At 71.2% G+C, this 24,352-nt stretch carries 20 protein-coding genes and 1 pseudogene; 10 read left to right on the forward strand and 11 right to left on the reverse strand.

Translation table 11 applies throughout. The annotated features are described in order from the left end of the window. Positions 1 to 802 (forward strand): annotated as a pseudogene (locus tag ABZ471_RS20225) (glucose-6-phosphate isomerase); the annotation flags it as partial. A 35-nt stretch (positions 803 to 837) separates the two neighbouring features. On the opposite strand, the gene ABZ471_RS20230 reads toward ABZ471_RS20225, so the two are convergent. Genes ABZ471_RS20230 through ABZ471_RS20240 form a run of 3 tightly spaced genes read right to left on the reverse strand, consistent with a single transcriptional unit; the run spans position 838 to position 4,417 of the window. After that, the gene (locus tag ABZ471_RS20230; RefSeq protein ID WP_359068146.1) at positions 838 to 3,120 is read right to left on the reverse strand and encodes an FtsX-like permease family protein; all 2,283 of its coding nucleotides are present in this window, start codon (positions 3,118 to 3,120) and stop codon (positions 838 to 840) included. Between the two features lie 35 nt (positions 3,121 to 3,155). Next, a complete protein-coding gene (locus ABZ471_RS20235; protein WP_359068147.1) occupies positions 3,156 to 3,905 on the reverse strand; it encodes an ABC transporter ATP-binding protein in 750 nt (249 codons plus the stop codon). Then, positions 3,902 to 4,417 carry a PadR family transcriptional regulator gene (locus ABZ471_RS20240; RefSeq protein ID WP_359068148.1) on the reverse strand — a complete coding sequence of 172 codons (516 nt, stop codon included), beginning with the start codon at positions 4,415 to 4,417 and terminating at the stop codon, positions 3,902 to 3,904. Before ABZ471_RS20240 ends, ABZ471_RS20235 begins: the two co-directional genes overlap by 4 nt. 128 nt (positions 4,418 to 4,545) lie before the next feature. Between ABZ471_RS20240 and ABZ471_RS20245 the strand changes: the two genes are divergently transcribed. The 5 genes from ABZ471_RS20245 (at position 4,546) to ABZ471_RS20265 (ending at position 11,150) form a co-directional block, all read left to right on the forward strand. Next, a complete protein-coding gene (locus ABZ471_RS20245) occupies positions 4,546 to 5,814 on the forward strand; it encodes an ABC transporter substrate-binding protein (protein WP_359068149.1) in 1,269 nt (422 codons plus the stop codon). A gap of 135 nt (positions 5,815 to 5,949) precedes the next feature. Then, the gene (locus ABZ471_RS20250) at positions 5,950 to 7,581 is read left to right on the forward strand and encodes an alpha-amylase family glycosyl hydrolase (protein ID WP_359068150.1); all 1,632 of its coding nucleotides are present in this window, start codon (positions 5,950 to 5,952) and stop codon (positions 7,579 to 7,581) included. 37 nt (positions 7,582 to 7,618) lie between these two features. Continuing rightward, entirely contained in the window at positions 7,619 to 8,944 is a 1,326-nt protein-coding gene (locus ABZ471_RS20255; protein WP_359068151.1) for an ABC transporter substrate-binding protein, read from the forward strand. Between the two features lie 8 nt (positions 8,945 to 8,952). Beyond that, on the forward strand, positions 8,953 to 10,314 hold the full coding sequence (locus ABZ471_RS20260) for an ABC transporter permease subunit (protein WP_359068152.1): 1,362 nt from the start codon (positions 8,953 to 8,955) through the stop codon (positions 10,312 to 10,314). Next, on the forward strand, positions 10,311 to 11,150 hold the full coding sequence (locus ABZ471_RS20265) for a carbohydrate ABC transporter permease (RefSeq protein WP_359068153.1): 840 nt from the start codon (positions 10,311 to 10,313) through the stop codon (positions 11,148 to 11,150). The genes ABZ471_RS20260 and ABZ471_RS20265 overlap by 4 nt, the downstream gene beginning before the upstream one ends. Positions 11,151 to 11,212: 62 nt before the next feature. On the opposite strand, the gene pgl is transcribed toward ABZ471_RS20265, so the two are convergent. From pgl to tkt, 5 genes are read right to left on the reverse strand one after another with little or no spacing between them, the layout of a single operon-like run. Further along, positions 11,213 to 11,995, reverse strand: coding sequence for a 6-phosphogluconolactonase (gene pgl, locus ABZ471_RS20270; protein WP_359068154.1), 783 nt, complete (start codon positions 11,993 to 11,995; stop codon positions 11,213 to 11,215). Next, entirely contained in the window at positions 11,992 to 13,032 is a 1,041-nt protein-coding gene (gene opcA, locus ABZ471_RS20275) for a glucose-6-phosphate dehydrogenase assembly protein OpcA (protein WP_359068155.1), read from the reverse strand. The genes pgl and opcA overlap by 4 nt, the downstream gene beginning before the upstream one ends. Further along, a complete protein-coding gene (gene zwf / locus ABZ471_RS20280) occupies positions 13,029 to 14,567 on the reverse strand; it encodes a glucose-6-phosphate dehydrogenase (RefSeq protein WP_359068156.1) in 1,539 nt (512 codons plus the stop codon). The genes opcA and zwf overlap by 4 nt, the downstream gene beginning before the upstream one ends. Before the next feature lies 1 nt (position 14,568). Further along, positions 14,569 to 15,687, reverse strand: coding sequence for a transaldolase (gene tal, locus ABZ471_RS20285; protein ID WP_359068157.1), 1,119 nt, complete (start codon positions 15,685 to 15,687; stop codon positions 14,569 to 14,571). A 33-nt stretch (positions 15,688 to 15,720) separates the two neighbouring features. Next, complete coding sequence (tkt, locus tag ABZ471_RS20290; RefSeq protein WP_359068158.1) at positions 15,721 to 17,808, reverse strand: transketolase; 2,088 nt, start codon at positions 17,806 to 17,808, stop codon at positions 15,721 to 15,723. Positions 17,809 to 18,185: 377 nt separating this feature from the next. Here tkt and ABZ471_RS20295 point away from each other — a divergent pair, with 377 nt between their 5' ends. The 4 genes from ABZ471_RS20295 to ABZ471_RS20310 all read left to right on the forward strand — a co-directional run bounded on the left by ABZ471_RS20295 (position 18,186) and on the right by ABZ471_RS20310 (position 21,567). After that, the gene (locus ABZ471_RS20295; RefSeq protein ID WP_359068239.1) at positions 18,186 to 19,139 is read left to right on the forward strand and encodes a heme o synthase; all 954 of its coding nucleotides are present in this window, start codon (positions 18,186 to 18,188) and stop codon (positions 19,137 to 19,139) included. A 58-nt stretch (positions 19,140 to 19,197) separates the two neighbouring features. Continuing rightward, positions 19,198 to 19,518: a hypothetical protein gene (locus tag ABZ471_RS20300; protein WP_359068159.1), complete on the forward strand. Its 321-nt coding sequence runs from the start codon at positions 19,198 to 19,200 to the stop codon at positions 19,516 to 19,518. 186 nt (positions 19,519 to 19,704) lie between these two features. Beyond that, a complete protein-coding gene (locus ABZ471_RS20305) occupies positions 19,705 to 20,811 on the forward strand; it encodes an amidohydrolase family protein (protein ID WP_359068160.1) in 1,107 nt (368 codons plus the stop codon). An 18-nt stretch (positions 20,812 to 20,829) separates the two neighbouring features. After that, positions 20,830 to 21,567: a nucleotidyltransferase domain-containing protein gene (locus ABZ471_RS20310; protein ID WP_359068161.1), complete on the forward strand. Its 738-nt coding sequence runs from the start codon at positions 20,830 to 20,832 to the stop codon at positions 21,565 to 21,567. On the opposite strand, the gene ABZ471_RS20315 is transcribed toward ABZ471_RS20310, so the two are convergent. The 3 genes from ABZ471_RS20315 to ABZ471_RS20325 are packed head-to-tail and all read right to left on the reverse strand — an operon-like array spanning position 21,522 to position 24,291. Beyond that, positions 21,522 to 22,541, reverse strand: a complete 1,020-nt coding sequence (locus tag ABZ471_RS20315; protein WP_359068162.1) for a COX15/CtaA family protein — start codon at positions 22,539 to 22,541, stop codon at positions 21,522 to 21,524. The genes ABZ471_RS20310 and ABZ471_RS20315 overlap by 46 nt on opposite strands. A gap of 56 nt (positions 22,542 to 22,597) precedes the next feature. Next, the gene (locus tag ABZ471_RS20320; protein ID WP_359068163.1) at positions 22,598 to 23,371 is read right to left on the reverse strand and encodes an ABC transporter permease; all 774 of its coding nucleotides are present in this window, start codon (positions 23,369 to 23,371) and stop codon (positions 22,598 to 22,600) included. Beyond that, the gene (locus ABZ471_RS20325; RefSeq protein ID WP_359068164.1) at positions 23,368 to 24,291 is read right to left on the reverse strand and encodes an ABC transporter ATP-binding protein; all 924 of its coding nucleotides are present in this window, start codon (positions 24,289 to 24,291) and stop codon (positions 23,368 to 23,370) included. Before ABZ471_RS20325 ends, ABZ471_RS20320 begins: the two co-directional genes overlap by 4 nt. Between the last annotated feature and the right edge of the window lie 61 nt (positions 24,292 to 24,352).

A 24,352-nucleotide genomic window follows, 5' to 3' on the forward strand; every position in this document is an offset into this window, starting at 1 on the left:
GATGATCGCCATCGGCCCGGACCGCTTCCGGGAGATGCTCGACGGGTTCCACCTGGTCGACGAGCACTTCCGCACCGCGCCCGCCGAGTCCAACGTGCCGCTGCTCCTGGGCCTGTTGGGCATCTGGTACGGCAACTTCCACGACGCCCAGTCGCACGCGGTACTGCCGTACAGCCACTACCTGTCCAAGTTCACGGCCTATCTCCAGCAGCTGGACATGGAGTCCAACGGCAAGTACGTGGCGCGGGACGGCAAGCAGGTCGAGTGGCAGACCGGGCCGGTCGTCTGGGGCACGCCCGGCACCAACGGACAGCACGCCTACTACCAGCTCATCCACCAGGGCACCAAGCTCATCCCCGCGGACTTCATCGGCTTCGCCGAGCCGGTCGCCGAGCTGAGCGGTGACCTCAGGGCGCAGCACGACCTGCTGATGGCCAACTTCTTCGCCCAGACCCAGGCCCTCGCCTTCGGCAAGACGGCCGAGGAGGTCCGCGCGGAGGGCGTGCCCGAGGAGCTGGTCCCGCACAAGACCTTCCCGGGCAACCGGCCGACGACCACGATCCTGGCGCGCGAGCTGACCCCGTCCGTGCTCGGTCAGCTGGTCGCGCTCTACGAGCACAAGGTGTTCGTGCAGGGCGCCGTGTGGAACATCGACTCCTTCGACCAGTGGGGCGTCGAGCTGGGCAAGGTCCTCGCCAAGCGGGTCGAACCGGCTCTCACCGAGGGCGCCGAGGTTCCGGGTCTGGACGCCTCGACGAAGGCGCTCGTCGCCAAGTACCGGGAGCTGCGCGGCCGGAGCTGACCGCCCGCGCTCGCGGCGGCCGTGGCGGGCTGGAGTCAGGCCACCGCGCTCAGGGTGTCCGCCAGCCGTCGGCGTGCCGCCCGGGCGGCGGGCAGGGCGGCGAGGGCGGCCGCCCCGAGCACGGCGCCTGCGCCCAGCAGGAACAGCAGGCCGGGCGAGGGCGACCGGGCGATACCGGCGCCGATGCCGCTGGAGCTGCCCTGGGCGTCGATCAGCCGGTGCGCCAGCGGGAGCCCGAGGGCCGTGCCGACGAGGACCGCGGCCAGGGCCGTACAGGTCGTCGCCGTCACGGTGATCGCGGTGATCTGCCGGGGGGACATGCCGATCGCCCGGAGCGCCAGCATGTCCCGCTCGCCCTCCCGGACGCTCCCGCCGATCGCGGTGAGCAGCTCGACGAGCCCGATGAGAGCCAGCACGGCGACCAGCCCCGCGACGACCGCGCGCAGCGGGGACAGCCCGTCGGCCGGATTGGTCACGGTGTGCACGTCCAGGTGTCCGCGGCCGGCCGCGGACAGCGCGGAGGCGACCTCCTGCGGGTCGGCGCCGGGGCTCAGCCGCAGCTGGTAGAAGGCCGGGGACAGCTGCGGGTCGTTCTCGCGCAGGGTGTCCAGGGAGGTCGTCACGACCCGGCCGGCGTTCTGCGGTTCGATGCTGCGGCCCACGATGTGCAGGATCTGCGGCTGTTCGCCCACCGTCATCCGCACCCAGTCCCCGACTCGTACGTGCAGCAGGTCCAGCAGGCCCTGGCCGGCCACCGCCTCGTCCGGTCCGTGCGCGGCCCGGCCCTCGGCGAGGGTGTAGGGGTACGGCTGGGCGCGGGTGCCGAGCCCGCGCAGCGCGATCGTGCCGGTCTGACCGGGGACCAGCGCGGCCACCTCGACGCCCGGGTAGGCGGCGGTGACCCGGGGGTCCGCCGCCAGCAGGGCCCGTACGCCCGGGCCGCTCATGCCACCGTCCGAGCGGACCGTGAGCGCCGCCGGCAGGCCCACCTGTTCCGGGCTGCTGTGGAACCGGTCGATGGTGGTCCACGCGCTGAGCGCCACCACGATCAGCAGCAGCGGCAGCGTCAGCCGGGCCACCCCGGCCAGCGACCGGCCGCGTCCCGCGAGCGCCTTGTGGCAGCCCAGGACCAGCGCGGCCGGCAGCCGCAGCCCCAGGGCGCCGCGGGCCAGGCCGGTCAGCCGGCCGCCCGCCGGAGCCGACGGGCGCGGCACCGGCACCGGCGGCACCCGGCCCGCCCGCCAGGCCGCGAGGCCCGTCGTCAGGCCGATGAACAGCACCGCGGCCACGGGTACGGCGGACAGCGCCAGGGTGTGCCCCGGCAGCCCCTGCCACACGCCCACCGCGTCACCGAGCCGTCCCGGGATCCGGTTGCCCAGACCCTCGGTGAGCGCGGCCACGGCCACCGCGCCCAGCGCGGCGTACGCCAGGTGCTGGAGCAGGAAGATCCGCACGACCTGGCCGGGCGTGAAGCCGATCGCCTTCAGCACCGAGATGTCCCGCAGATGACCCCGGATGCGGGTGCTGATCGCCCCGTGCACGGCGAATCCGGCGGCGACCAGGGCGCCGAGCCCGAACAGCCCGAGCACCTGCCCGAGGAGCCGGTTCTCGCCCTGTGCCTCGGCCCGCGCCTGCTGCCAGGTGGAGACCTCGCCGACCGCGCCCGCGCCCAGCGCGGTCACGGCACGCTGCACCGCGTAGTCCGTGTCGCCCGGGTCCTTCAGGCGCAGCCCGGTCACCTGGCCGCCGGGGGCGCGCACGGTGGACGGCAGCGCCCAGACCAGACCCGGCTGCGCGCCCGGGCTGTAGCCGGGCTCGGCGCTGTCGGCGATGCCCTCGACGGTCAGGGTGCGGGCGGTACCGGGCAGGGTGAGGGTGTCGCCCGGCTCGGCCAGCAGGGCCCGGGCCAGGCCGCTCTCCAGGACCACGCCGTCCGGCTCCGCCGCGTCCAGCCAGTGGCCGGCGGTGAGCAGGGGGCGGCCGACGGAGGGCGGGCGCGGGGTGCCGCGCAGTTCCACGGCGGCGCGGGTGCCGCGCGAGGCGACGGTGGCGGACTCGGTCCGGTAGGGGCCGGCGACGGACTCGACGCCGTCCAGCCGGGCGAGCCGGCGGGCGTCGGCGGAGGCGGCCGTGTGGATCCACACATGGGCCCCGCGTGCTTGGGTGAAGGTCCGCTGCCAGGGGTTGGTGGCGTAGCCGAAGAGGGCGGCGGCCAGCAGCAGCGAGGCGACGATGCCGGCGGTGGCGAGCGTGATGAACAGCGCCTCGCCGCGGTGCGTGCGCAGATCGGAGTGGGCCCAGCGGAGGGTGGCGCGCACGGCTCAGTCCCCGGTTCCGGGCAGTCGCCGCGCCATCAGTCCCTCAGCTCCAGCACACCCGATGTCCCGGGCTTGCGGGACGGGGTGCCGTCCAGTGCGGCGTCGTCGGCTATGCGGCCGTCGAAGAAGCTGATCACCCGGTCGGCGGCGCTGGCCAGCCGGGCGTCGTGGGTGACAAGTACGATGCTCTGCCCGCGCCCGTGGAAGCGGGACAGCAGCCGCATCACCTCGCGGGTGCCCTTGCTGTCGAGGCTGCCGGCGGGCTCGTCGGCCAGCAGCAGCGGCGGATGGTTGACCAGGGCGCGGGCGAGCGCGACCCGCTGCTGTTCGCCGCCGGACAGCTCGCCCGGCATGCTGCGCTCCTTGCCCTGAAGGCCCAGCTCGGAAAGGAGCGTCTCGCGCTCGGCCCGGGCCCGCTTCGGCGGGACACCGGCGAGCAGGGCGGGCAGCTCGACGTTGTCGGCGACCGACAGGCTGGACACCAGGTTGAAGAACTGGAAGACGATGCCGATGGCCTTCCTGCGCTCCACCGCCCAGCGCGCCTCGCTGAAGGAGTCCGTGCACCGGCCGTCGAGCCGGATGCTGCCCTCGTCCGGCCGCTGGAGCCCGCCGAGCAGGTGCAGCAGCGTGGACTTGCCCGCTCCGGACGGTCCCGTGATCGCCACGAACTCGCCCCGGGCCACGCTCAGGTCGACCCCGCGGACGGCGTGCGCGGGCGCGCCCTCGCCGTGGTGGGTCTTCACCAGACCCTCGGCGCACAGCACAGGAGGGTGGCCGTCACTCACTCCAGCTCCTCCAGTTCCTCCTGGCACCGCTCCAGCCAGTCGAGGTCGGCCTGCAGGTGCAGCATCGCGCCCTCGATGAGCAGATGGGCGATTCGGTTGTCCCGGTTCTCGGCGGCGGCCAGCTTCGACAGGTTGCGCATGGTGTTGAGGTACTGGCGCCGCTGTCTGTTGATGAGGGCTATCTGCTCGGCGAGACCGGTCTGCGGGGCGAGCGCCAGCTTCATGAAGAACTCGTCCCGTACCCGCGGCTCGTCCTCGGTCTCCTCGAACCAGGCGTGCAGCGCCTCGCGCCCGGCGTCGGTGAGGTGGTAGACCTTCTTGTTGGGTCGGCTGGACTGCTCGACGTCCTCGCCCTCGATCAGTCCCGACTTCTCGAGGCGGCCGAGGGTCACGTAGATCTGGCCGACGTTCGGCTGAGGGTACGCGGAGCCCAGCAGTTGCTCAAGGTCCTGCTTCAGCTCGTAGCCGTGGGCCGGGCCGCGCGCGAGGAGTGCCAGGAGGGGCAGGCGCACTCGTGCTGTCCTCCTGTCTGCTCAATGTGCTCCAGGCCCTAGTATCGCCCATACCTAACAGGTATACATGGCCTCTGTCCCCGGGCGAAGAAGCCCGTGGCCGGGTGTACGTGTTCAGGGAGGAACCTATGCGGTGGATGCGCGCCGCCGGTAGGGGGCTCCTGGTTCTCGCCGTGGTTCTCACCGGGTACGTGGCCTCCGGCGCGCACGCGGACGAGGGCGGCGGGCAGAGAGGGCCGCTCACGTTGGCCACCGCCGGTGACCTCACCGGTTACCTCGGACCGCTCCTCGAGGGCTGGAATCGTACGCATCCCGCCGAGAAGGTCACCCTCGTCGAGCTGCCGGACTCCGCCGACGAGACCCATGCGCAGATGACCACCGACCTGCGCGGCGGCGACCGGAGCCGGTTCGACGTCCTCAACATCGACGTCAACTGGACCCCGGAGTTCGCGGCGGCCGGCTGGATCCGCCCGCTGCCTCGCGAACGCTTCCCGCTGAAGACCTTCCTGCCGCCGGTCGTGGACACCGCCACCTACGACGGGCGGCTGTACGCCGTGCCGTACGTCACCAATGCCGGACTGCTGCTCTACCGCAAGGACGTCCTCGCCAAGGAGGGCGTGCCACCGCCGCGCACCTGGGCCGAGCTGGAGCGCGACGCGAAGACGATCGCGCCCAGATACGGCCTGGACGGCTACGCGGGGCAGCTCCTGCCGTACGAGGGTCTGACCGTCAACGCGGCCGAGGCCGTGTACTCGGCGGGCGGCACCATCCTCGGCGACGAGGGCGCGCGCGTCACCGTCGACTCGGACGCCGCCCGCGAGGGCATCGGCTTCCTCGCCCGCGGCCTGCGCGAGGGCTGGATCCCCAAGGCGGCGCTGACGTACAAGGAGGAGGAGTCCAAACAGGCCTTCCAGGACGGCCATCTGCTGTTCCTGCGCAACTGGCCCTACGCCTACGCCGTGGCCTCGGCCAGGGGCTCCGAGGTCGCCGGCCGGATCGGCGCCGTACCGCTGCCAGGGCCGGACGGGCCGGGGACGAGTGTCCTCGGCGGCTCCAACCTGGCCGTCAACACACGCGCCCGGCACCCCGATTCGGCCGCGCGGCTCATCGCGTACCTGACGAGTGGGAGCGTGCAGCGGCAGGTGCTCACGCGGGGCGCGCTGCCGCCCGTGCGGGCCGCGCTCTACGAAGATCCCGCACTCGTACGGCGGTTCCCCTATCTGCCGACCCTGCGCGCCGCCGTGCTCACGGCCGCCCCGCGCCCCAAGAGCCCCCACTACGACCAGGTCAGTCTGGTGGTGCAGGCGGTGGTGCGCGACGCCCTGACCGGGCACGAGACGCCCGCGGCGGCGGTACGGCGACTGGCGCGCGAGCTGGCGGCCGTCTCCAGTCGCTAGTTACTTGTTAGGTAACGCGGACATCTCATCTTGCTTCAAAGTGTCCGGATAGATCCGCATTTCACACCCCAACTCAGCGGTAGCTTCCGTTCTTTTCATTGACACCCTCGCGACACGCCTACCTAACATGCATGCATGTTGAGTAAGTACCACTGGTGGCGCGACGCCGTGATCTACCAGGTGTATGTCCGCAGCTTTCTGGACAGCACCGGTGACGGCATCGGTGATCTGGCCGGGGTCCGCGCCGGACTGCCCTACCTGAAGAAGCTCGGCGTCGACGGCATCTGGCTGAGCCCCTTCTACCCCTCGCCCCAGCACGACCACGGCTACGACGTCGCCGACTACCGCGGTGTCGACCCGCTCTTCGGCGACCTCGCCGAGTTCGACCTGCTGATGGCAGCCGCCCGGCGGCTCGGGATCCGAGTGCTCCTGGACATCGTCCCCAACCACTGCTCCAGCGAGCACCCGTGGTTCCGCGAGGCCCTCGGCGCCGAGCCCGGCAGCCCCGCCCGCGCCCGCTTCCACTTCGCCGACGGCCGCGGCCCGGACGGCAGCGAGCCGCCCAACAACTGGCACGCCATGTTCGGCGGCCCGGCCTGGACCCGGGTCACGGAGGCGGACGGCCGCCCCGGCCAGTGGTACCTGCACATGTTCACGCCGGAGCAGCCCGACTGGAACTGGCGCAACCCCGACATCCCCGCCGAGTTCGACCGCATCCTGCGCTTCTGGCTGGACCGGGGTGTCGACGGCTTCCGTATCGACGTCGCCGCCGGCCTGTACAAGCACCCCGAACTGCCCGACTCCGACGACCCGGAGGCCGACGCCCGCACCCGCGACTCGGTCAACCCGCTCGCCTGGAACCAGCCCGAGGTGCACGACGTGTGGCGGCGCTGGCGCTCCCTGTGCGAGGAGTGCGCCGCCCGCGACGGCCGGGAGCGTCTCCTCGTCGGCGAGGTGTCCGTCCCCACGGCCCGCGAACACGCCGAGTACGTCCGCCCCGACGAACTCCACCAGGCCTTCTTCTTCGACCTGCTCGGCGCCGCCTGGGACGCCGACGCCTTCCGCAAGGTCATCTCCGAGGCCATGCAGGACATAGCCGGCACGGGCTCGACGGTCACCTGGGTGCTCAACAACCACGACCAGGTCCGCACCGTCACCCGCTACGGCGAGCCCGCCACCGAGGGCAGCGGTCTCGGAGCCGCCCGCGCCCGCGCCGCCGCGCTGCTGATGCTGGCGCTGCCCGGAGCCGCGTACATCTACCAGGGCGAGGAACTGGGCCTGCCCGAGGTCGTCGACCTGCCCGACGACGTACTCACCGACCCGATCTTCCGGCGCACCGGAAGCCGCGCCCGCATACGCGACGGCTGCCGGGTGCCCCTGCCCTGGTCCGGGCAGGCCTCCCCGTTCGGCTTCACCTCCGGAGCCGAGGGTGCCAAGCCCTGGCTGCCGCAGCCCCCGTACTTCGCCGAGTACGCCACCGACCGCGCCCTCGCCGACACCCGCTCCTTCTGGCACCTGTACCGCGACGGCCTGCAACTGCGCTCCTCGCTGCCCCAGTTGGGCGAGGGCACGCTGCGCTGGCTGGACACCCCGCCCGGCGTCCTCGCCTTCGTCCGCGGCGACGGCCTCGTCTGCGCCGTCAACTTCGGTACGTCGCCCACGCCCGCGCCGGCCTCCGGCACCCCCCTGCTGTCCAGCGGCCCCTGTCCGGTCGGGGTGCTGCCCGGTTCGACGGCGGCCTGGTGGCTGAGCGACACCACCCTCTGATTTCCGTCAACTCCCATCCCCTGAAGGGACATCAAAGATGATGCGACGCCGTACGACCCTGCTCACGAGCTGCACCGCCCTCGCCCTGGCCCTCGGCGCAACCGCCTGCGGCGGCGGTCCGGTGACCGCCGGCGGTGGTGACAAGGCGCTCAGCGGCCAGACCGTCACCGTGGCCGGCGTCTGGTCCGGGACCGAGCAGAAGAACTTCCAGAAGGTGCTGGACGCGTTCACCGCGAAGACCGGCGCCAAGACGCAGTTCGTCTCCACCGGCGACAACGTCTCCACCGTCGTCGGCAGCAAGATCGAGGGCGGCAACGCGCCCGACGTGGTGATGGTCCCGCAGGTCGGCGTGCTCCAGCAGTTCGCGAAGCAGGGCTGGCTCAAGCCGCTGTCGGCCACGACCCGACAGTCGGTGGACGCCGGCTACGCCCCGGTCTGGAAGAAGTACGGCAGCGTCGACGGCACCCTCTACGGCCTCTACTTCAAGGCGGCCCACAAGTCGACCGTCTGGTACAGCCCCGACGCCCTCGCCCAGGCCGGCGTCAAGCCGCCGAAGACCTACGACGAGATGCTCAAGGCCGGGCACACCGTCTCCGACTCCGGGCTCGCGGCCTTCGCCGTCGCCGGACAGGACGGCTGGACCCTCACCGACTGGTTCGAGAACATCTACCTCTCCCAGGCCGGACCCGAGAAGTACGACGCCCTCGCCACCCACCGGCTGAAGTGGACCGACCCGAGCGTGGTCCAGGCGCTCACCACGCTCGGCAAGCTCTTCAAGGACAAGCAGCTCGTCGCGGGCGGCCAGAAGGAAGCGCTGAACACCGACTTCCCGGGCTCGGTGGAGAAGGTGTTCGGGCCCAAGCCCGAGGCCGGCATGGTCTTCGAGGGCGACTTCGTCGCCGGCGTCGCCCACGACCAGTTCCAGAAGACCATCGGCAAGGACGCGAACTTCTTCCCGTTCCCCGCGGTCGGCGGCGGCACCGCACCCGTGGTCAGCGGCGGCGACGCGGCCGTCGTCCTCAAGGACGGCAAGAACGCCAAGGCCGGCATGAAGCTCCTGGAGTACCTGGCCACACCGGAGGCGGCGGCCGTGTGGGCGAAGGCGGGCGGCTTCCTGTCCCCGAACAAGAAGCTCGACCTCGCCTCCTACGGCGACGACGTCACCCGGGCCACCGCCGAGTCCCTCGTCTCGGCCGGGGACTCGGTCCGCTTCGACATGTCCGACCAGGCACCGGCGTCCTTCGGCGGCACCAAGGGCACGGGCGAGTGGAAGCTGCTCCAGGACTTCCTGCGCGACCCCTCCGACCCGAAGGGGACCGCGGCGAAGCTGGAGTCCGCGGCGGCCAAGGCCTACCAGGGCTGAGCGGAAAAATGACCGTCACCACACTCGCCGAGCAACAGGCGAACCCGCGGGCCGCCGGCGCGGCCCGCGGGCGCCGCGGCCGGCGGCGCGCCCGGACCGTCGCCCTGCTCTTCGTCTTCCCCGCCCTGCTCCTGCTCGGAGCGCTCGTCGTCTACCCCGTGCTGTTCTCCGTCGGCCGCAGCTTCTTCGACGCCTCCGGCACCCGCTTCGTGGGCGGCGACAACTACGCCGAGATGTTCCGCGACCCGACGACCCTGAAGGCCGTCCGCAACACCACGATCTGGGTGGTCGTAGCCCCCACCCTGCTCACCGGACTGGGCCTGATCCTCGCCGTCCTGGTCGAGAAGGTCCGCTGGGCCACCGCCTTCAAGCTCCTGCTGTTCCTGCCGATGGCGGTGTCCTTCCTCGCCGCCGGCATCATCTTCCGGCTCGCCTACGACGAGGACCCGGACAAGGGCGTCCTCAACGCGGCCGTGGTCTCCGTCCACGACGCCTTCAAGGGGACCTCGTCGTATCCGGCGGCACGGGCACGTGACGGGCAGGGGCTCACCCCCGGCCGGGACGGCTCGTACCTGACGAACGCGGACCTGTCCCCGGGCCGCTCGGTGTCCCTCGGCCTGGTGGGCGTGCTGCCCGAGGACCTGCCGAAGGCTGCTTCGCCCGCCTACCCTGCCGCGGCCCGTAAGGCCGCCGCCGACGAACTGCGCGGTGTCGTCTACCTGGACTTCACGCCCGGCGGGGGAGGGAAGCAGGGCAGGGTCGACCCGAAGGAGAGCGGCCTGCCCGGCATGACGGTCGAGGCGCTGCGCGACGGAAGGACGGTCGCGAGCACGACGTCCGCGTCCGACGGCTCCTTCCGCTTCGCCGGGCTCCGGGAGGGCTCCTACACGGTGAAACTGCCCGCGTCGAACTTCGCGCCGCCCTACCAGGGAGTCTCCTGGCTCGGCCCGACGCTCGTCACACCGGCGATCATCGGCGCGTACCTGTGGATCTGGACGGGCTTCGCGATGGTGCTGATCGGCGCGGGTCTGTCCGCCCTCCCGCGGGACTCGCTGGAGGCCGCGCGGATGGACGGCGCGAACGAGTGGCAGATCTTCCGCAGGATCACCGTCCCGCTGCTCGCCCCCGTGTTGACCGTGGTCTTCGTGACCCTCGTGATCAACGTGATGAAGGTCTTCGACCTCGTCTACATCATCGCGCCGGGCCCCGTGCAGGAGGACGCCACCGTCCTCGCCACCCAGATGTGGCTGGTGTCCTTCGGCGGTGGCAACAACCAGGGCCTGGGCAGCGCTCTCGGCGTGCTGCTCCTGCTCCTCGTGATCCCCGCGATGGTCTTCAACGTCCGCCGTTTCCGAAGGAGCCAGCGATGAACGCGGTCAGGCGTGGCCTGGGCAATGGGCTCGTGCAGGCCTTCCTCGTGGTGATCGGCCTGGTCTGGCTGACGCCGCTGGCGGGGCTGTTCGTGTCGTCCTTGCGGTCGGCCTCGGACACGGCGAAGGGCGGCTGGTGGACGGCGCTGGCGAGCCCCGGCCAGTTGTCCTTCGACAACTACTCGGCGCTGCTGAAGAACGCCGGCATGACGCAGGCCTTCTGGAACACGGTCCTGATCTCGGTGCCGGCCACGACGCTCGTCGTGGTCATCGCGGCGCTCGCCGGATACGCCTTCGCCTGGCTGGACTTCCCGGGCCGCGAGCCGCTCTTCCTGCTGGTGGTGGCCCTGTTGGTGGTGCCGGTGCAGATCGGCCTGCTGCCGGTGGCCAAACTCTTCGGCCAACTGGGCCTGTTCGGCACGATTCCCGGCGTCGTCCTCTTCCACGTGGCCTACGGCCTCCCCTTCGCGGTGTTCCTCCTGCGGAACTACTTCGCGGAGATGCCGAAGGAGATGCTGGAGGCGGCGCGGATGGACGGCGGCAACGAGTGGCGCATCTTCACGCGCCTGGTCCTTCCGGTGGGCCGGCCCGCGATCGCTTCGCTCGCCATCTTCCAGTTCCTGTGGGTCTGGAACGACATGCTGGTCGCCCTGCTCTTCGCCGACAGCTCGTCCCAGCCGCTGACCGTGGAACTCCAGTCCCAGATCCGCCAGTTCGGCAGCAACATCGACGTCCTGGCGCCGGGCGCCTTCCTGTCCCTGATCGTGCCGGTGGCGGTGTTCTTCGCCTTCCAGCGGCACTTCGTGCAGGGGGTGATGGCGGGGTCGGTGAAGTAGTCGGAGGGTGGGCACAGGCCCGGGGTCCAGGGGGCGGAGCCCCCTGGGACGGTCACCGGCACTTACGGCGAGGCCGGCGGATACAGGGACCGAGGCAGCTGGGAGGCCGCCGCGGCGTCCAGGAGCCACAGGGTCCGGGAGCGACCGTACGCACCCGCCGCCGGGGCCTGGACCTCGCCCGCGCCCGACAGGGCGATGGCCACGGCCTGGGCCTTGTCCTCGCCGGCCGCGAGCAGCCAGACCTCGCGGGCCGAGCGGATCGCAGGCAGGGTCAGCGAGACCCGGGTCGGCGGGGGCTTGGGGGCACCGTGCACGCCGACCACCGTGCGCTCCGTCTCCCGGACCGCGGGCAGCTCCGGGAAGAGCGAGGCCACGTGGGTGTCCGGGCCGACGCCCAGCATCAGGACGTCGAAGGAGGGGACCGCGCCGTGGTTCTCCGGCCCGGCCGCCTTGGCCAGCTCGGCCGCGTAGGCCTCCGCCGCCGCCTCCACGTCCGCGCCGTACGGGCCGTCGGAGGCGGGCATGGCGTGCACGCGCTCCGGGTCCACCGGTACGGCGTCCAGCAGGGCCTCGCGGGCCTGCGTGACGTTCCGTTCCGGGTCGCCCTCGGGCAGGTAACGCTCGTCGCCCCACCACAGGTCGAGGCGGCTCCAGTCGATGGCGTCCCGAGCCGGGGCCGCCGCCAGCGCGGCCAGCAGGCCGTTGCCGTTGCGGCCGCCCGTGAGGACCACGGACGCGTGGCCCCGGGAGGCCTGCGCGTCCACGATCTTCGTGATCAGACGGGCCGCGGCGGCCTGCGCCATCAGGTCCTTGTCGTGGTGCACGACCAGCTGCGGAGTGCTCACTTCGTCGCCGCCTTCTTCGCCGGGGCCTTCTTGGCGGCCGCCTTCTTGGCAGGAGCCTTGGCGGCCTCCGCCCCGGCTTCCGCCACCGGTTCCGGCGCGGCGGCCTCGGCCCCCGAGTTCAGCCGCTCCACGCCGTAGCGCAGCGCCGACGCGTAGGTGTCGTCCGGGTCGAGCCGGCGCAGCTCCTCCGCGATCAGCTCGGCGGTGTCCCGCCGCTTGAGCGCCACCGCGCGGGCCGGCTGGCCCTCGATGGCGAGGGTGGCCAGTGCACCGTCCGCCCGGTCCAGCACGATGGGGCCGCAGCTGGTGTCCATGCGGACGCCGGTCAGGCCCGGGCCCGCGGACAGCGAGCGCTTGACGGGGACGTCGAGGCGGTCCGCGAGCCACATCGCCAGCAGCTCGCAGCTCGGGTTGAACTCCTCGCCCTCCACCTCGACGGCCTTCACCTCGCAGACCACCTGGTCCAGGGCCGCCGCCAGCATCGAGCGCCACGGCGTGATCCGGGTCCAGGACAGGTCGGTGTCGCCGGGCGTGTAGGCCTCGGCACGGGCGGACAGCTCCCGTACCGGCTGCTCGGCGGCGTAGGTGTCGGTGACCCGGCGCTGGGCGAGCGCGCCGAGGGGATCCTTGGCCGGGTCCAGCGGGGCGTTCACCGGCCACCAGACGACGACCGGGGCGTCCGGCAGCAGCAGCGGCAGCACGACCGAGTCGGCGTGCTCGGAGACCTCGCCGTACAGCCGCAGCACCACCGTCTCGCCGGTGCCCGCGTCCGCGCCCACCCGCACCTCGGCGTCCAGCCGCGAGGACGTGCGGTCGCGCGGGGAGCGGGAGACACGCTTGATGACCACCAGCGTGCGCGAGGGGTGCTCGCGCGACGCGTCGTTGGCGGACTTGAGGGCGTCGTAGGCGTTCTCCTCGTCGGTGACGAGGACGAGGGTGAGGACCATGCCGACGGCGGGGGTGCCGATGGCGCGGCGGCCCTGCACGAGCGCCTTGTTGATCTCGCCGGCGGTGGTGCCGGTCAGGTCTATCTTCATGGCCGGCGCCAGCTCCGTCCGTCTCGTGCGAGCATCTCGTCCGCCTCGGCGGGACCCCAGGTGCCCGACTTGTACTGCGCCGGCTTGCCGTGCTTGTCCCAGTACTGCTCGATCGGGTCGAGGATCTTCCAGGACAGCTCGACCTCCTCCGTGCGCGGGAAGAGGTTGGCGTCACCCAGCAGCACGTCCAGGATCAGGCGCTCGTAGGCCTCCGGGCTGGACTCCGTGAAGGACTCGCCGTAGGCGAAGTCCATGGACACGTCCCGGATCTCCATCGAGGTGCCCGGCACCTTGGAGCCGAAGCGGACCGTGATGCCCTCGTCCGGCTGGACGCGGATGACGATCGCGTTCTGCCCCAGCTCCTCCGTCGCCGTGTGGTCGAAGGGGGAGTGCGGAGCCCGCTGGAAGACGACGGCGATCTCGGTGACGCGGCGGCCGAGCCGCTTGCCGGTGCGCAGGTAGAAGGGGACGCCCGCCCAGCGGCGGTTGTCGATCTCCAGCTTCACGGCCGCGTAGGTGTCGGTCTTCGACTTCTGGTCGATGCCGTCCTCTTCGAGGTAGCCGATGACCTTCTCGCCGCCCTGCCAACCGGCCGCGTACTGGCCGCGCACGGTGCTGCGGCCCAGATCCCTGGGCAGCCGGACGGCGCCGAGCACCTTCTCCTTCTCGGCGGCCAGCGCGTCCGCGCCGAAGGAGGCCGGCTCCTCCATGGCCGTGAGGGCCATGAGCTGGAGCAGGTGGTTCTGGATGACGTCACGGGCGGCGCCGATGCCGTCGTAGTAGCCGGCGCGGCCGCCGATGCCGATGTCCTCGGCCATGGTGATCTGCACATGGTCCACGAAGGACCGGTTCCAGATCGGCTCGAACATCGTGTTGGCGAAGCGCAGCGCCAGGATGTTCTGGACGGTCTCCTTGCCGAGGTAGTGGTCGATCCGGAACACCTGGTCCGGCTCGAACACCTCGTGCACGACCTTGTTCAGCTGCTCGGCCGACTCCAGGTCGTGGCCGAACGGCTTCTCGATGACGGCCCGGCGCCAGGAACCGCCGGTCTGGTCGGCCAGCCCGTGCTTCTTCAGCTGCTGGATGACCACCGGGAAGGAGCGCGGCGGCACGGACAGGTAGAAGGCGAAGTTGCCGCCCGTGCCCTGTGCCTTGTCCAGCTCCTCGATGGTGGCGCGCAGCCGCTCGAAGGCGTCGTCGTCGTCGAAGGTGCCCTGGACGAAGCGCATCCCCTGGATGAGCTGCTGCCAGACCTCCTCGCGGAACGGCGTGCGCGAGTGCTCCTTGACCGCGTCGTGCACGACCTCGGCGAAGTCCTCGTGTTCCCAGTCGCGGCGGGCGAAGCCCACCAGGGAGAAGCCCGGCGGCAGCAGACCCCGGTTGGCGAGGTCGTAGACCGCGGGCATCAGCTTCTTGCGTGACAGGTCGCCCGTGACGCCGAAGATGACCAGGCCCGACGGCCCCGCGATACGCGGGAGCCGTCGGTCCGCGGGGTCACGAAGCGGGTTCGCTCCGGAACCAGCAAGGGGTGACAAATCAGCCCTCCGAGGGGGCGAGGCGCTGTAGCTCCGCCTCGGTCGACTTCAGCAGGTCGTTCCAGGACGCCTCGAACTTCTCGACGCCCTCGTCCTCCAGCACCTGGACCACGTCGTCGTACGAGATCCCGAGCTTCTCGACCGCGTCGAGCTCGGCGCGGGCCTGCTCGTAGGTGCCGCGGATGGTGTCGCCGGTGATCTGGCCGTGGTCGTCGGTGGCTTCCAGGGTGGCCTCCGGCATGGTGTTGACCGTGTTCGGCGCGACCAGGTCGTCGACGTACAGGGTGTCCTTGTACGCCGGGTCCTTCACACCGGTCGAGGCCCACAGCGGACGCTGCTTGTTGGCGCCCGCCTTCTCCAGCGCGTGCCAGCGGTCGGAGGAGAAGACCTCCTCGTAGGCCTGGTAGGCGAGCCGCGCGTTGGCGAGGGCGGCCTTGCCGCGCAGTGCCTTGGCCTCGTCGGTGCCCAGGGCGTCCAGACGCTTGTCGATCTCGGTGTCCACGCGGGACACGAAGAACGACGCCACGGAGTGGATCAGCGAGATGTCCAGGCCGCGCTCCTTGGCCTTCTCCAGACCCGTGAGGTAGGCGTCCATGACCGCGCGGTAGCGCTCGAGGGAGAAGATCAGCGTGACGTTGACGCTGATGCCGTGGCCGATCGTCTCCGCGATCGCCGGCAGACCCGCCTGAGTGGCCGGGATCTTGATCAGCGTGTTCGGGCGGTCGACCAGCCACGCCAGCTGCTTGGCCTCGGCGACCGTCGCCCGGGTGTGGTGGGCCAGGCGCGGGTCGACCTCGATGGAGACTCGGCCGTCCTGGCCGCCGGTGGCGTCGTAGACGGGACGCAGGATGTCGGCGGCGTCGCGGACGTCCGCCGTGGTGATCATGCGGATGGCCTCTTCGACCGTGACCTTGCGGGCGGCGAGGTCGGACAGCTGCTGCTCGTAGCCGTCGCCGCTGCTGATCGCCTTCTGGAAGATCGTCGGGTTGGTGGTGACGCCCACGACGTGCTGCTGGTCGATCAGTTCGGCGAGGTTGCCGGACGTGATCCGCTTGCGCGACAGGTCGTCCAGCCAGATCGCGACGCCTTCCTCGGAGAGGCGCTTGAGTGCGTCTGTCATGGAATTACATCTCCTACGTGTCGTATGTGAGCGTCAGCGCTGGGCGGCGGCGAGGGATTCCCGGGCCTGGGCGGCCACGTTCTCGGCAGTGAAGCCGAACTCGCGGAAGAGGACCTTGCCGTCGGCGGAAGCACCGAAGTGCTCCAGGGAAACGATGCGACCGGCGTCCCCGACGTACTTGTGCCAGGTGAGGCCGATGCCCGCCTCGACCGAGACACGAGCCTTCACGGACGGCGGCAGCACGGAGTCCCGGTAGGTCTGGTCCTGCTCCTCGAACCACTCCACCGAAGGCATCGAAACGACCCGCGTCGGCACCCCGTCGGCCTGCAGCTGCTCGCGCGCCTCGACGGCCACGTGCACCTCGGAACCGGTGGCGATGAGGATGACCTGCGGCTCGCCGCCGTCAGCCTCGAAGAGGACGTAACCACCGCGCGCGGCCTCGTCGTTGGACTCGTACACCGGCACGCCCTGGCGGGTCAGCGCGAGGCCGTGCGGGGCGCCCTTGCCGAACTCCTTGGTGTAGCGGCGCATGATCTCGCGCCAGGCGATCGCGGTCTCGTTGGCGTCCGCCGGGCGGACGACGTTCAGACCGGGGATCGCGCGCAGCGAGGCCAGGTGCTCGACCGGCTGGTGCGTCGGGCCGTCCTCGCCGAGGCCGATGGAGTCGTGCGTCCACACGTACGTCACCGGCAGGTGCATCAGGGCCGACAGGCGCACCGCGTTGCGCATGTAGTCGGAGAAGACGAGGAACGTACCGCCGTAGACGCGGGTGTTGCCGTGCAGGGTGATGCCGTTCATCTCCGCGGCCATGGAGTGCTCGCGGATGCCGAAGTGGATGGTCCGGCCGTACGGGTCCGCCTCCGGTAGCGGGTTGTCCGCCGGCAGGAAGGAGCTGTCCTTGTCGATGGTGGTGTTGTTCGAGCCGGCGAGGTCGGCGGAGCCGCCCCACAGCTCGGGGACCACCGCGCCGAGCGCCTGCAGCACCTTGCCGGACGCGGCACGCGTCGCGATGCCCTTGCCCGTCTCGAAGACCGGGAGCTTCTCCTCCCAGCCGGTGGGCAGCTCGCCCTTGCTGATGCGGTCGAACTCGGCCGCACGCTCGGCGTTGGCGCCCTGCCACTCCTGGAAGGACTTCTCCCACTCCGCCTTGGCCTGGCGGCCCCGGTCGAGCGCCCGGCGGGTGTGGTCCAGCACCTCGCCGGAGACCTCGAAGGACTTCTCCGGGTCGAGACCGAGGACGCGCTTGGTGGCCGCGACCTCCTCGTCGCCCAGCGCCGAGCCGTGCGCGGCCTCGGTGTTCTGCGCGTTCGGGGCCGGCCAGGCGATGATCGAGCGCATCGCGATGAAGGACGGCTTGTCCGTGACCTTCTTCGCGGCCTCGATCGCGTTGTAGATGGCGTGCGGGTCCAGGTCGCCGTCCGGCTTCGGGGCGATCCGCTGCACGTGCCAGCCGTACGCCTCGTACCGCTTGACGGTGTCCTCGGAGACGGCGGTCTCGGTGTCGCCCTCGATCGAGATGTGGTTGTCGTCCCACAGCAGGATCAGGTTGCCCAGCTCCTGGTGGCCGGCGAGCGAGGACGCCTCGGCGGAGATGCCCTCCTGCAGACAGCCGTCACCGGCGATGCAGTAGACGAAGTGGTCGAAGGGCGACTCGCCCCGCGGGGCGTCCGGGTCGAACAGACCGCGCTCGTAGCGGGCGGCCATGGCCATGCCCACCGCGTTGGCGACACCCTGGCCGAGCGGGCCCGTCGTCGTCTCGACGCCCTTGGTGTGGCCGTACTCAGGGTGGCCGGGGGTCTTCGAACCCCACGTGCGGAAGGCCTCCAGGTCCTCCAGCTCCAGGCCGAAGCCGGCCAGGTAGAGCTGCGTGTAGAGGGTCAGGGACGAGTGGCCGGCGGACAGCACGAAGCGGTCGCGGGCGACCCACTCCGGGTCGGCGGGGTCGTGCCGCATCACCTTCTGGAAGAGGGTGTACGCGGCCGGAGCCAGGCTCATCGCCGTACCGGGATGGCCGTTGCCGACCTTCTGTACGGCGTCGGCGGCCAGGACGCGGGCGGTGTCCACAGCCCGCTGGTCCAGCTCGGTCCACTCAAGGTCTGTGGTGGTCGGCTTGGTGCTCACCCTGGGTCAGGGCTCCTCTCCACATGTCGGGCGCCGGTCTTCGGGGCATGCCCCCACCCGGCCGCCGGTGCACTTCTGCCCACCGGCCGTTGTTGAGCCTACCCCCGTAAGGACGTGCATTTTTTCGAGTGATTCCAGACTGCCGGGACTATCGGAGATCCGCCTCCCGACTGGCCTAGGACGCATTCGGCACATGAATACGGAGCCGCTCATCTGACTGCTCAATCGAGCCCCACAACCCCTCTGATGCGCTGCCCGCCAACACGACCCCACCCCCGCGAAGGCCGAGGTATGGGCAACGTCTAAAGTGGCGTGGTACGCGCGAGCCTTTACCCGCACTTCACACGGGGAGGCTTGCTGGGATGTCTCTGTCAGGGGTGTGCGTGACGGCCGTCGAATCCCGTCCAGCGGGTGCGCTCGGGACGAGCCAAAGCCCGGTTCACCGGCCGTTCGGGGCCCGTGTCAAGGCGTTCGTGGCGCTGACGAAGCCGCGGATCATCGAGCTGCTGCTCATCACCACCGTTCCGGTGATGTTCCTGGCGCAGCAGGGTGTGCCCGACCTCAAGCTGGTCCTGCTCACCTGCGTCGGCGGCTACCTCTCCGCGGGCGGCGCCAACGCGCTGAACATGTACATCGACCGGGACATCGACGCCCTGATGGACCGCACCTCGCAGCGCCCGCTGGTGACCGGCATGGTCAGCCCGCTCGAGTGCCTGGTCTTCGGCATCACCCTCGCGGTCGTCTCGACACTGCTGTTCGGGTTGACCGTCAACTGGCTGAGCGCCTGGCTGTCACTCGGAGCGCTCCTCTTCTACGTCGTCGTCTACACGATGATCCTCAAGCGGCGCACCTCGCAGAACATCGTGTGGGGCGGCATCGCCGGCTGCCTGCCGGTGCTGATCGGCTGGTCCTCCGTCACCAACTCGATGTCCTGGGCGCCGGTCATCCTTTTCCTCGTCATGTTCTTCTGGACGCCGCCGCACTACTGGCCGCTGTCCATGAAGGTCAGGGAGGACTACGCGCGCGTGGGCGTGCCGATGCTCCCGGTCATCGCCTCCAACAAGGTGGTCGCCCGGCAGATCGTCATCTACAGCTGGGTGATGGTCGCCGTCTCCCTCCTGCTGACCCCGCTCGGCTACACCGGCTGGTTCTACACCCTGGTCGCGCTCGCGGCCGGCGGCTTCTGGCTGTGGGAGGCGCACGGGCTGCAGAACCGGGCGAAGGCCGAGGTGACGGGCGTGAAGCTGAAGGAGATGCGGCTGTTCCACTGGTCGATCACCTACGTGTCGATCCTGTTCGTCGCGGTCGCGGTCGACCCGTTCCTGCGCTGACGTACGTCACAGGGCCCTGCTCTCGCCAGCCGATCTACCCGTGAGTAGCATCCTGGTCATGGCAGACACGCAGCAGGTTGACCCGAAGGCCGAGCGCAAGGCGGCGCGGCTCGCGAAGCAGATCAGCTCCTTCTCCAAGGCGCACGGCGGTGCCGAGGGCCAGGTGGCCCACATCGGCGAACGCGGCGCCCGGATCGTGCTCGTGGGCGAGGACGGCGGCTGGGGTGACCTGGTGGCACCCAGCACCGAGATCGCCCGGCAGGCCGTGGAGAAGGCGGGCATCACCGTCCACGAGTCCTTCGACGGCGAGTTCGCGGCGAAGGTCCGGACGGGCCCGTACGAGTGGAAGCGCATGGCCGGCATTCAGCTCGGCGGCTGAGCAGGCCCGTAGGGGCGCGGGGCCGGACCGGTACGCGGCTCGGCAGCGCGTGCGCGAGCAACCCCGGACGGCCGGTGCTCGCCGAACAACCCGCACCCCACCGAGCCGGACCGCGACCTCGAACCCGGTTCACCCGTTAGGACCTGTGAGCAAGCGCAGCGCCCACGCGTCCCACGGGGAGCCGGAATGATCGAAACGCCGTCCCTCGTGGACCAGTACTGCCACGGCGTACTGCGCACCGAACTGGGCCTCGGCACCTTCGAGGCCCAGCTCGCCCGCACCGAGGGACCGCCCGCACCGGGCACCACCCTCTTCGACACACAGACGGGTTTCGCCGTAAGGCGCTGGTGCCCGCCCCTGCTCGGCCTGGAACCGCACTGCCCGCCCGCCCGGTATCTCGCCCGGCGCCGCGAACTCGGTGTCCTGGAGACGGGCCGCAGACTGCTGCGGGGCAGCGGCATCACCACCTACCTGGTCGACACCGGCCTGCCCGGCGACCTCACCGGCCCCACCGAGATGGCCTCCGCGGGCAATGCCGAGGCCCGCGAGATCGTCCGTCTCGAACTCCTCGCCGAACAGGTCGCCGACACCTCCGGAACCGTCGAGTCCTTTCTCGCCAACCTCGCCGAATCGGTCCACGGCGCGGCCGCCGAAGCGGTCGCCTTCACCTCCGTCGCGGGGCTCAGGCACGGCCTGGCCGTGGCCCCCGAGCCGCCGGGGCCGGGCGAGGTACGGGGCGCGGCGGGCCGCTGGCTGGCCGGGCGGCCGGTCGGCGGCGAGCTGACCGACCCGGTGCTGCTCCGGCACCTGCTGTGGATCGCGGTCGCCTCCGGACGGCCCCTCCAGCTGCACGCCGGGCTCGGCGAGCCGGGCGCGCGCATCGACCGTACGGACCCCGTGCTGCTCACCGACTTCGTCCGGGCCACGGCCGGGCTGGGCACGGACCTGATCCTGTTGCACGGATACCCGTACCACCGGCATGCCGCCCACCTGGCCGGTGTCTTCCCGCATGTGTACGCCGACTCCGGCGCGGCCCTCGTCCGTACCGGTGCCCGTGCGGCCACGGTGCTCGCCGAGATCCTGGAGCTGGCCCCCTTCGGCAAGATCCTCTTCTCCAGCGGCGCCCACGGCCTGCCCGAGCTGCACGTCGTCGGGGCCCGCCTGTTCCGCGAGGCGCTGGGCCGGGTGCTGGGCACCTGGGTGGCCGAGGGCGCCTGGTCCCTGGGAGACGCCCAGCGGGTGGCCCGGCTGATCGCGGCGGACAACGCGCGACGGGTGTACGGGCTGGGGTGAGCCGGACAGACTGACCGGATGGAGACCGAGACGTTACTGGCCCGCTTCCTGCGTGAACTGACGGCATTGAAGCCCGTCGCCGTCTGGGCGCACGGCTCGCTCGCCGGGGGCGACTACCAGGAGGGCCGCAGCGACCTGGATCTGATCACGGTGCTGCCTGGCTCCGTGACACCGCGCGTCGTGTGGAAGGTAGCCCTCGTACATGCCCGCATACGTGCCCAGCCCCTCGCCGCCAAGCTGCACTGCACCTATCTGGCCCCGGACACCGTGGACGACGCCGCCCGCCGCCATCTGACGTGGGCGCACGAGGAGCTGTTCAAGCGGACGGTCACCCCGGTGACCCGGCGTGAGCTGCACGCCTTCGGGAGGGTGCTGCACGGGCGCGTGCCCGCCGGGCTGCTGGCGCCGGTGCCGGACCGGGAACTCGGCGACTTCGTCGTACGCGACCAGCGGGACTTCTGGAGGTCCGCCGTCGACAACGCACCGCTGTGGACTCGGGACGTGTGGGTCGACCTGGGGATGATCACTTTTGCCCGCGCCACCGTGACCGCGCGCGACGGGCGGATGATCTCCAAGCGCGAGGCCCTGGACCTGCTGCCCGGCCTGGGCGCACCTGCCGAGGTCGTCGAGGACATCCGCCGACGCCGCTACGGCGACTCCGTGCCGCCCACCGAGGAGTGGACGGCACGTCGAGCCCGGCTGACCCGGGACTACCTGGGCCCGGCGATCGACGCGCTCACCGCGTCGTACGACTGAGCGGGCAGACCGGCCGTCGTCTCGGGGCGTTCCCGCAGCGACAGCAGGACGCGCAGGACACCGATCCAGACCAGGCACGAGCCGAACATGTGGAAGCCGACGAGGACCTCCGGCAGGTGCGTGAGGTACTGGACGTAGCCGATGGCGCCCTGCGCCAGCAGGATCAGGAACAGCTCACGGGTGCGGTCGAGGGGGCCCTTGGGGGCGTCGACGGCCTTGAGGACGAACCACAGGGCGAAGGTGAGGGTCACCACGATCCAGGCGAGCACGGCGTGCAGCTTGGTGACCGTGTCCCAGTCGATCTGGATCCGGTCGACCTCCTGGGAGTCACCCGCGTGCGGGCCGGCGCCGGTCACCACCGTGCCGACCGCGATGAGCAGGACGGACGCGGCCACCAGGAACCACACCAGCTGCTGCACGGCCTTGCCGACCAGCGGACGCGGCGCCCCGTCGCCCTCGCGGGTGCGCTGCCACATCACCGTGGCGACGGCGATGAGCCCCGAGGAGAGCAGGAAGTGCGCGGCGACCGTGTACGGGTTCAGGCCCACCAGGACCACGATCCCGCCGAGCACCGCGTTGCCCATGACCACCCAGAACTGCGCCCAGCCCAGTCGGGTCAGGTCGCGTCGCCAGGGCTTCTGGGAGCGTGCGGCGATGATCGCCCAGCCGATGGCCGCGCACAGCACGTACGTCAGCATGCGGTTGCCGAACTCGATGGCTCCGTGGAAGCCCATGGCCCGGGTGGTGGTGAGCGAGTCGTCGGTGCAGGTCGGCCAGGTCGGGCAGCCGAGGCCCGATCCGGTGAGGCGGACGGCACCGCCGGTGACCACGATGACCACCGACATGACGAGCGCGATGAGCGCCGCCCGTCGGACCGTCCGGGGGTCAGGGGTCCAGCGTGCGGCGATGGAGGCGAGCGGGTTGCGCAGGGCCGCTACGGCGTCGGCGCGGGTCAGCTTTGGCACGTGCACCATCGTAGGGCGCCGCTTGTGCACGCTTTCACGAGGGTCGGCCTGAGCTTTCCCGAGGATCACTCCCAGCGGAAGAACTTCCCGGCCGCCGCCAGCCCCACGACCGCCCACACGGCGAGGATGCCCAGGTCGCCCCAGGGCATCCCGGCCCCGTGCTGGAGCACGTCCCGCAGGCCGTCCGAGAGCGCGGAGATGGGCAGCAGCCCGAGCACGTGCTGCCCGGCCGAGCCGAACTTCTCCAGCGGCACGATCACCCCGCCGCCCACGAGCAGCAGCAGGAAGACCAGGTTCGCGGCGGCCAGCGTCGCCTCCGCCTTCAGCGTGCCCGCCATCAGCAGGCCGAGGCCGGAGAAGGCGGCCGTACCGAACACCAGCAGGAGCAGGACTGGGGCGGGGTTGCCGTGCGGGGACCAGCCAAGCGCGAAGGCGATCACGGTCAGCAGGACCACCTGGAGGATCTCCGTGACCAGGACGGACGCCGTCTTCGCGGTCATCAGGCCCCAGCGGGGCAGCGGGGAGGAGGCGAGCCGCTTCAGCACGCCGTAGCGGCGCTCGAAGCCGGTCGCGATGGCCTGCCCGGTGAACGCCGTCGACATGACGGCGAGGGCCAGGATGCCCGGGGCGAGGAAGTCGACCGCCTTGCCGGCGCCGGTGTCGACGATGTCCACGGAGCCGAAGAGCACCAGCAGCAGGGTCGGGATCACGACCGTCAGCAGCAGCTGCTCGCCGTTGCGCAGCAGCATCTTCGTCTCCAGCGCCGCCTGGGCCGCGATCATGCGGGGGAGCGGTGCGGCACCCGGCTGGGGGGTGTAGGTACCCGTCGCGGTCGTCATGAGCGCAGCTCCTTGCCGGTCAGCTCCAAGAAGACGTCTTCGAGGGTGTGCCGTTCCACCGAGATCCGGTCCGGCATCACCCCGTGCTGGGCGCACCACGAGGTCACCGTGGCCAGCAGCTGCGGGTCGACCTTGCCGACGACCCGGTAGCTGCCCGCGGTCAGCTCGGCGGCCGTGCAGTCGGCCGGGAGCGCCTTGAGCAGGGAGGCCACGTCGAGCCCGGGACGACCGGTGAAGCGCAGGGTGTTCTCGGCGCCGCCCTTGCACAGCTCCTCCGGGGAGCCCTGGGCGATGACCCGGCCGCCGTCGATGATCGCGACGTCGTCGGCGAGCTGCTCGGCCTCTTCCATGTGGTGAGTGGTGAGGATGACGGAGACGCCGTCGGCGCGCAGGTCCCGCACCAGGTCCCAGGTGGCCCGGCGGGCCTGGGGGTCGAGGCCGGCGGTCGGCTCGTCCAGGAACACCAGCTCCGGGCGCCCGACGACGGCCATGGCGAGCGCGAGTCGCTGCTGCTGGCCGCCGGACAGCCGGCGGTAGCCGGTCCGGCCGCAGGAGCCGAGCCCGAGCCGCTCGACGAGCGCGTCCACGTCCAGCGGGTGCGCGTGCAGCTTCGCGACGTGGCGCAGCATCTCGTCCGCTCTGGCGCCCGAGTACACACCCCCCGACTGGAGCATCACGCCGATGCGGGGACGCAGCTCTGCGGACTGCCGTACCGGGTCGAGGCCCAGGACGCGCACCGTGCCGGAATCCGGCTTCCGGTACCCCTCGCAGGTCTCGACCGTGGTCGTCTTCCCCGCCCCGTTGGGGCCGAGTACGGCGGTCACTCCCGCCCGGGCCGCCAGGTCGAGGCCGTTCACCGCGGTCTTCGTGCCGTACCGCTTCACCAGGGCCTGGACCTGGACCACGGGCTCACTTCGCATGGATCCAGAGTCTAGGGAGACGCCGTGCCGTTCAGGCGGGCGGGTGCCGGAACTCCTCCTC

The sequence above is a fragment of the Streptomyces sp. NPDC005728 genome (genome assembly GCF_040630895.1).
Classification (GTDB): Bacteria; Actinomycetota; Actinomycetes; order Streptomycetales; family Streptomycetaceae; genus Streptomyces.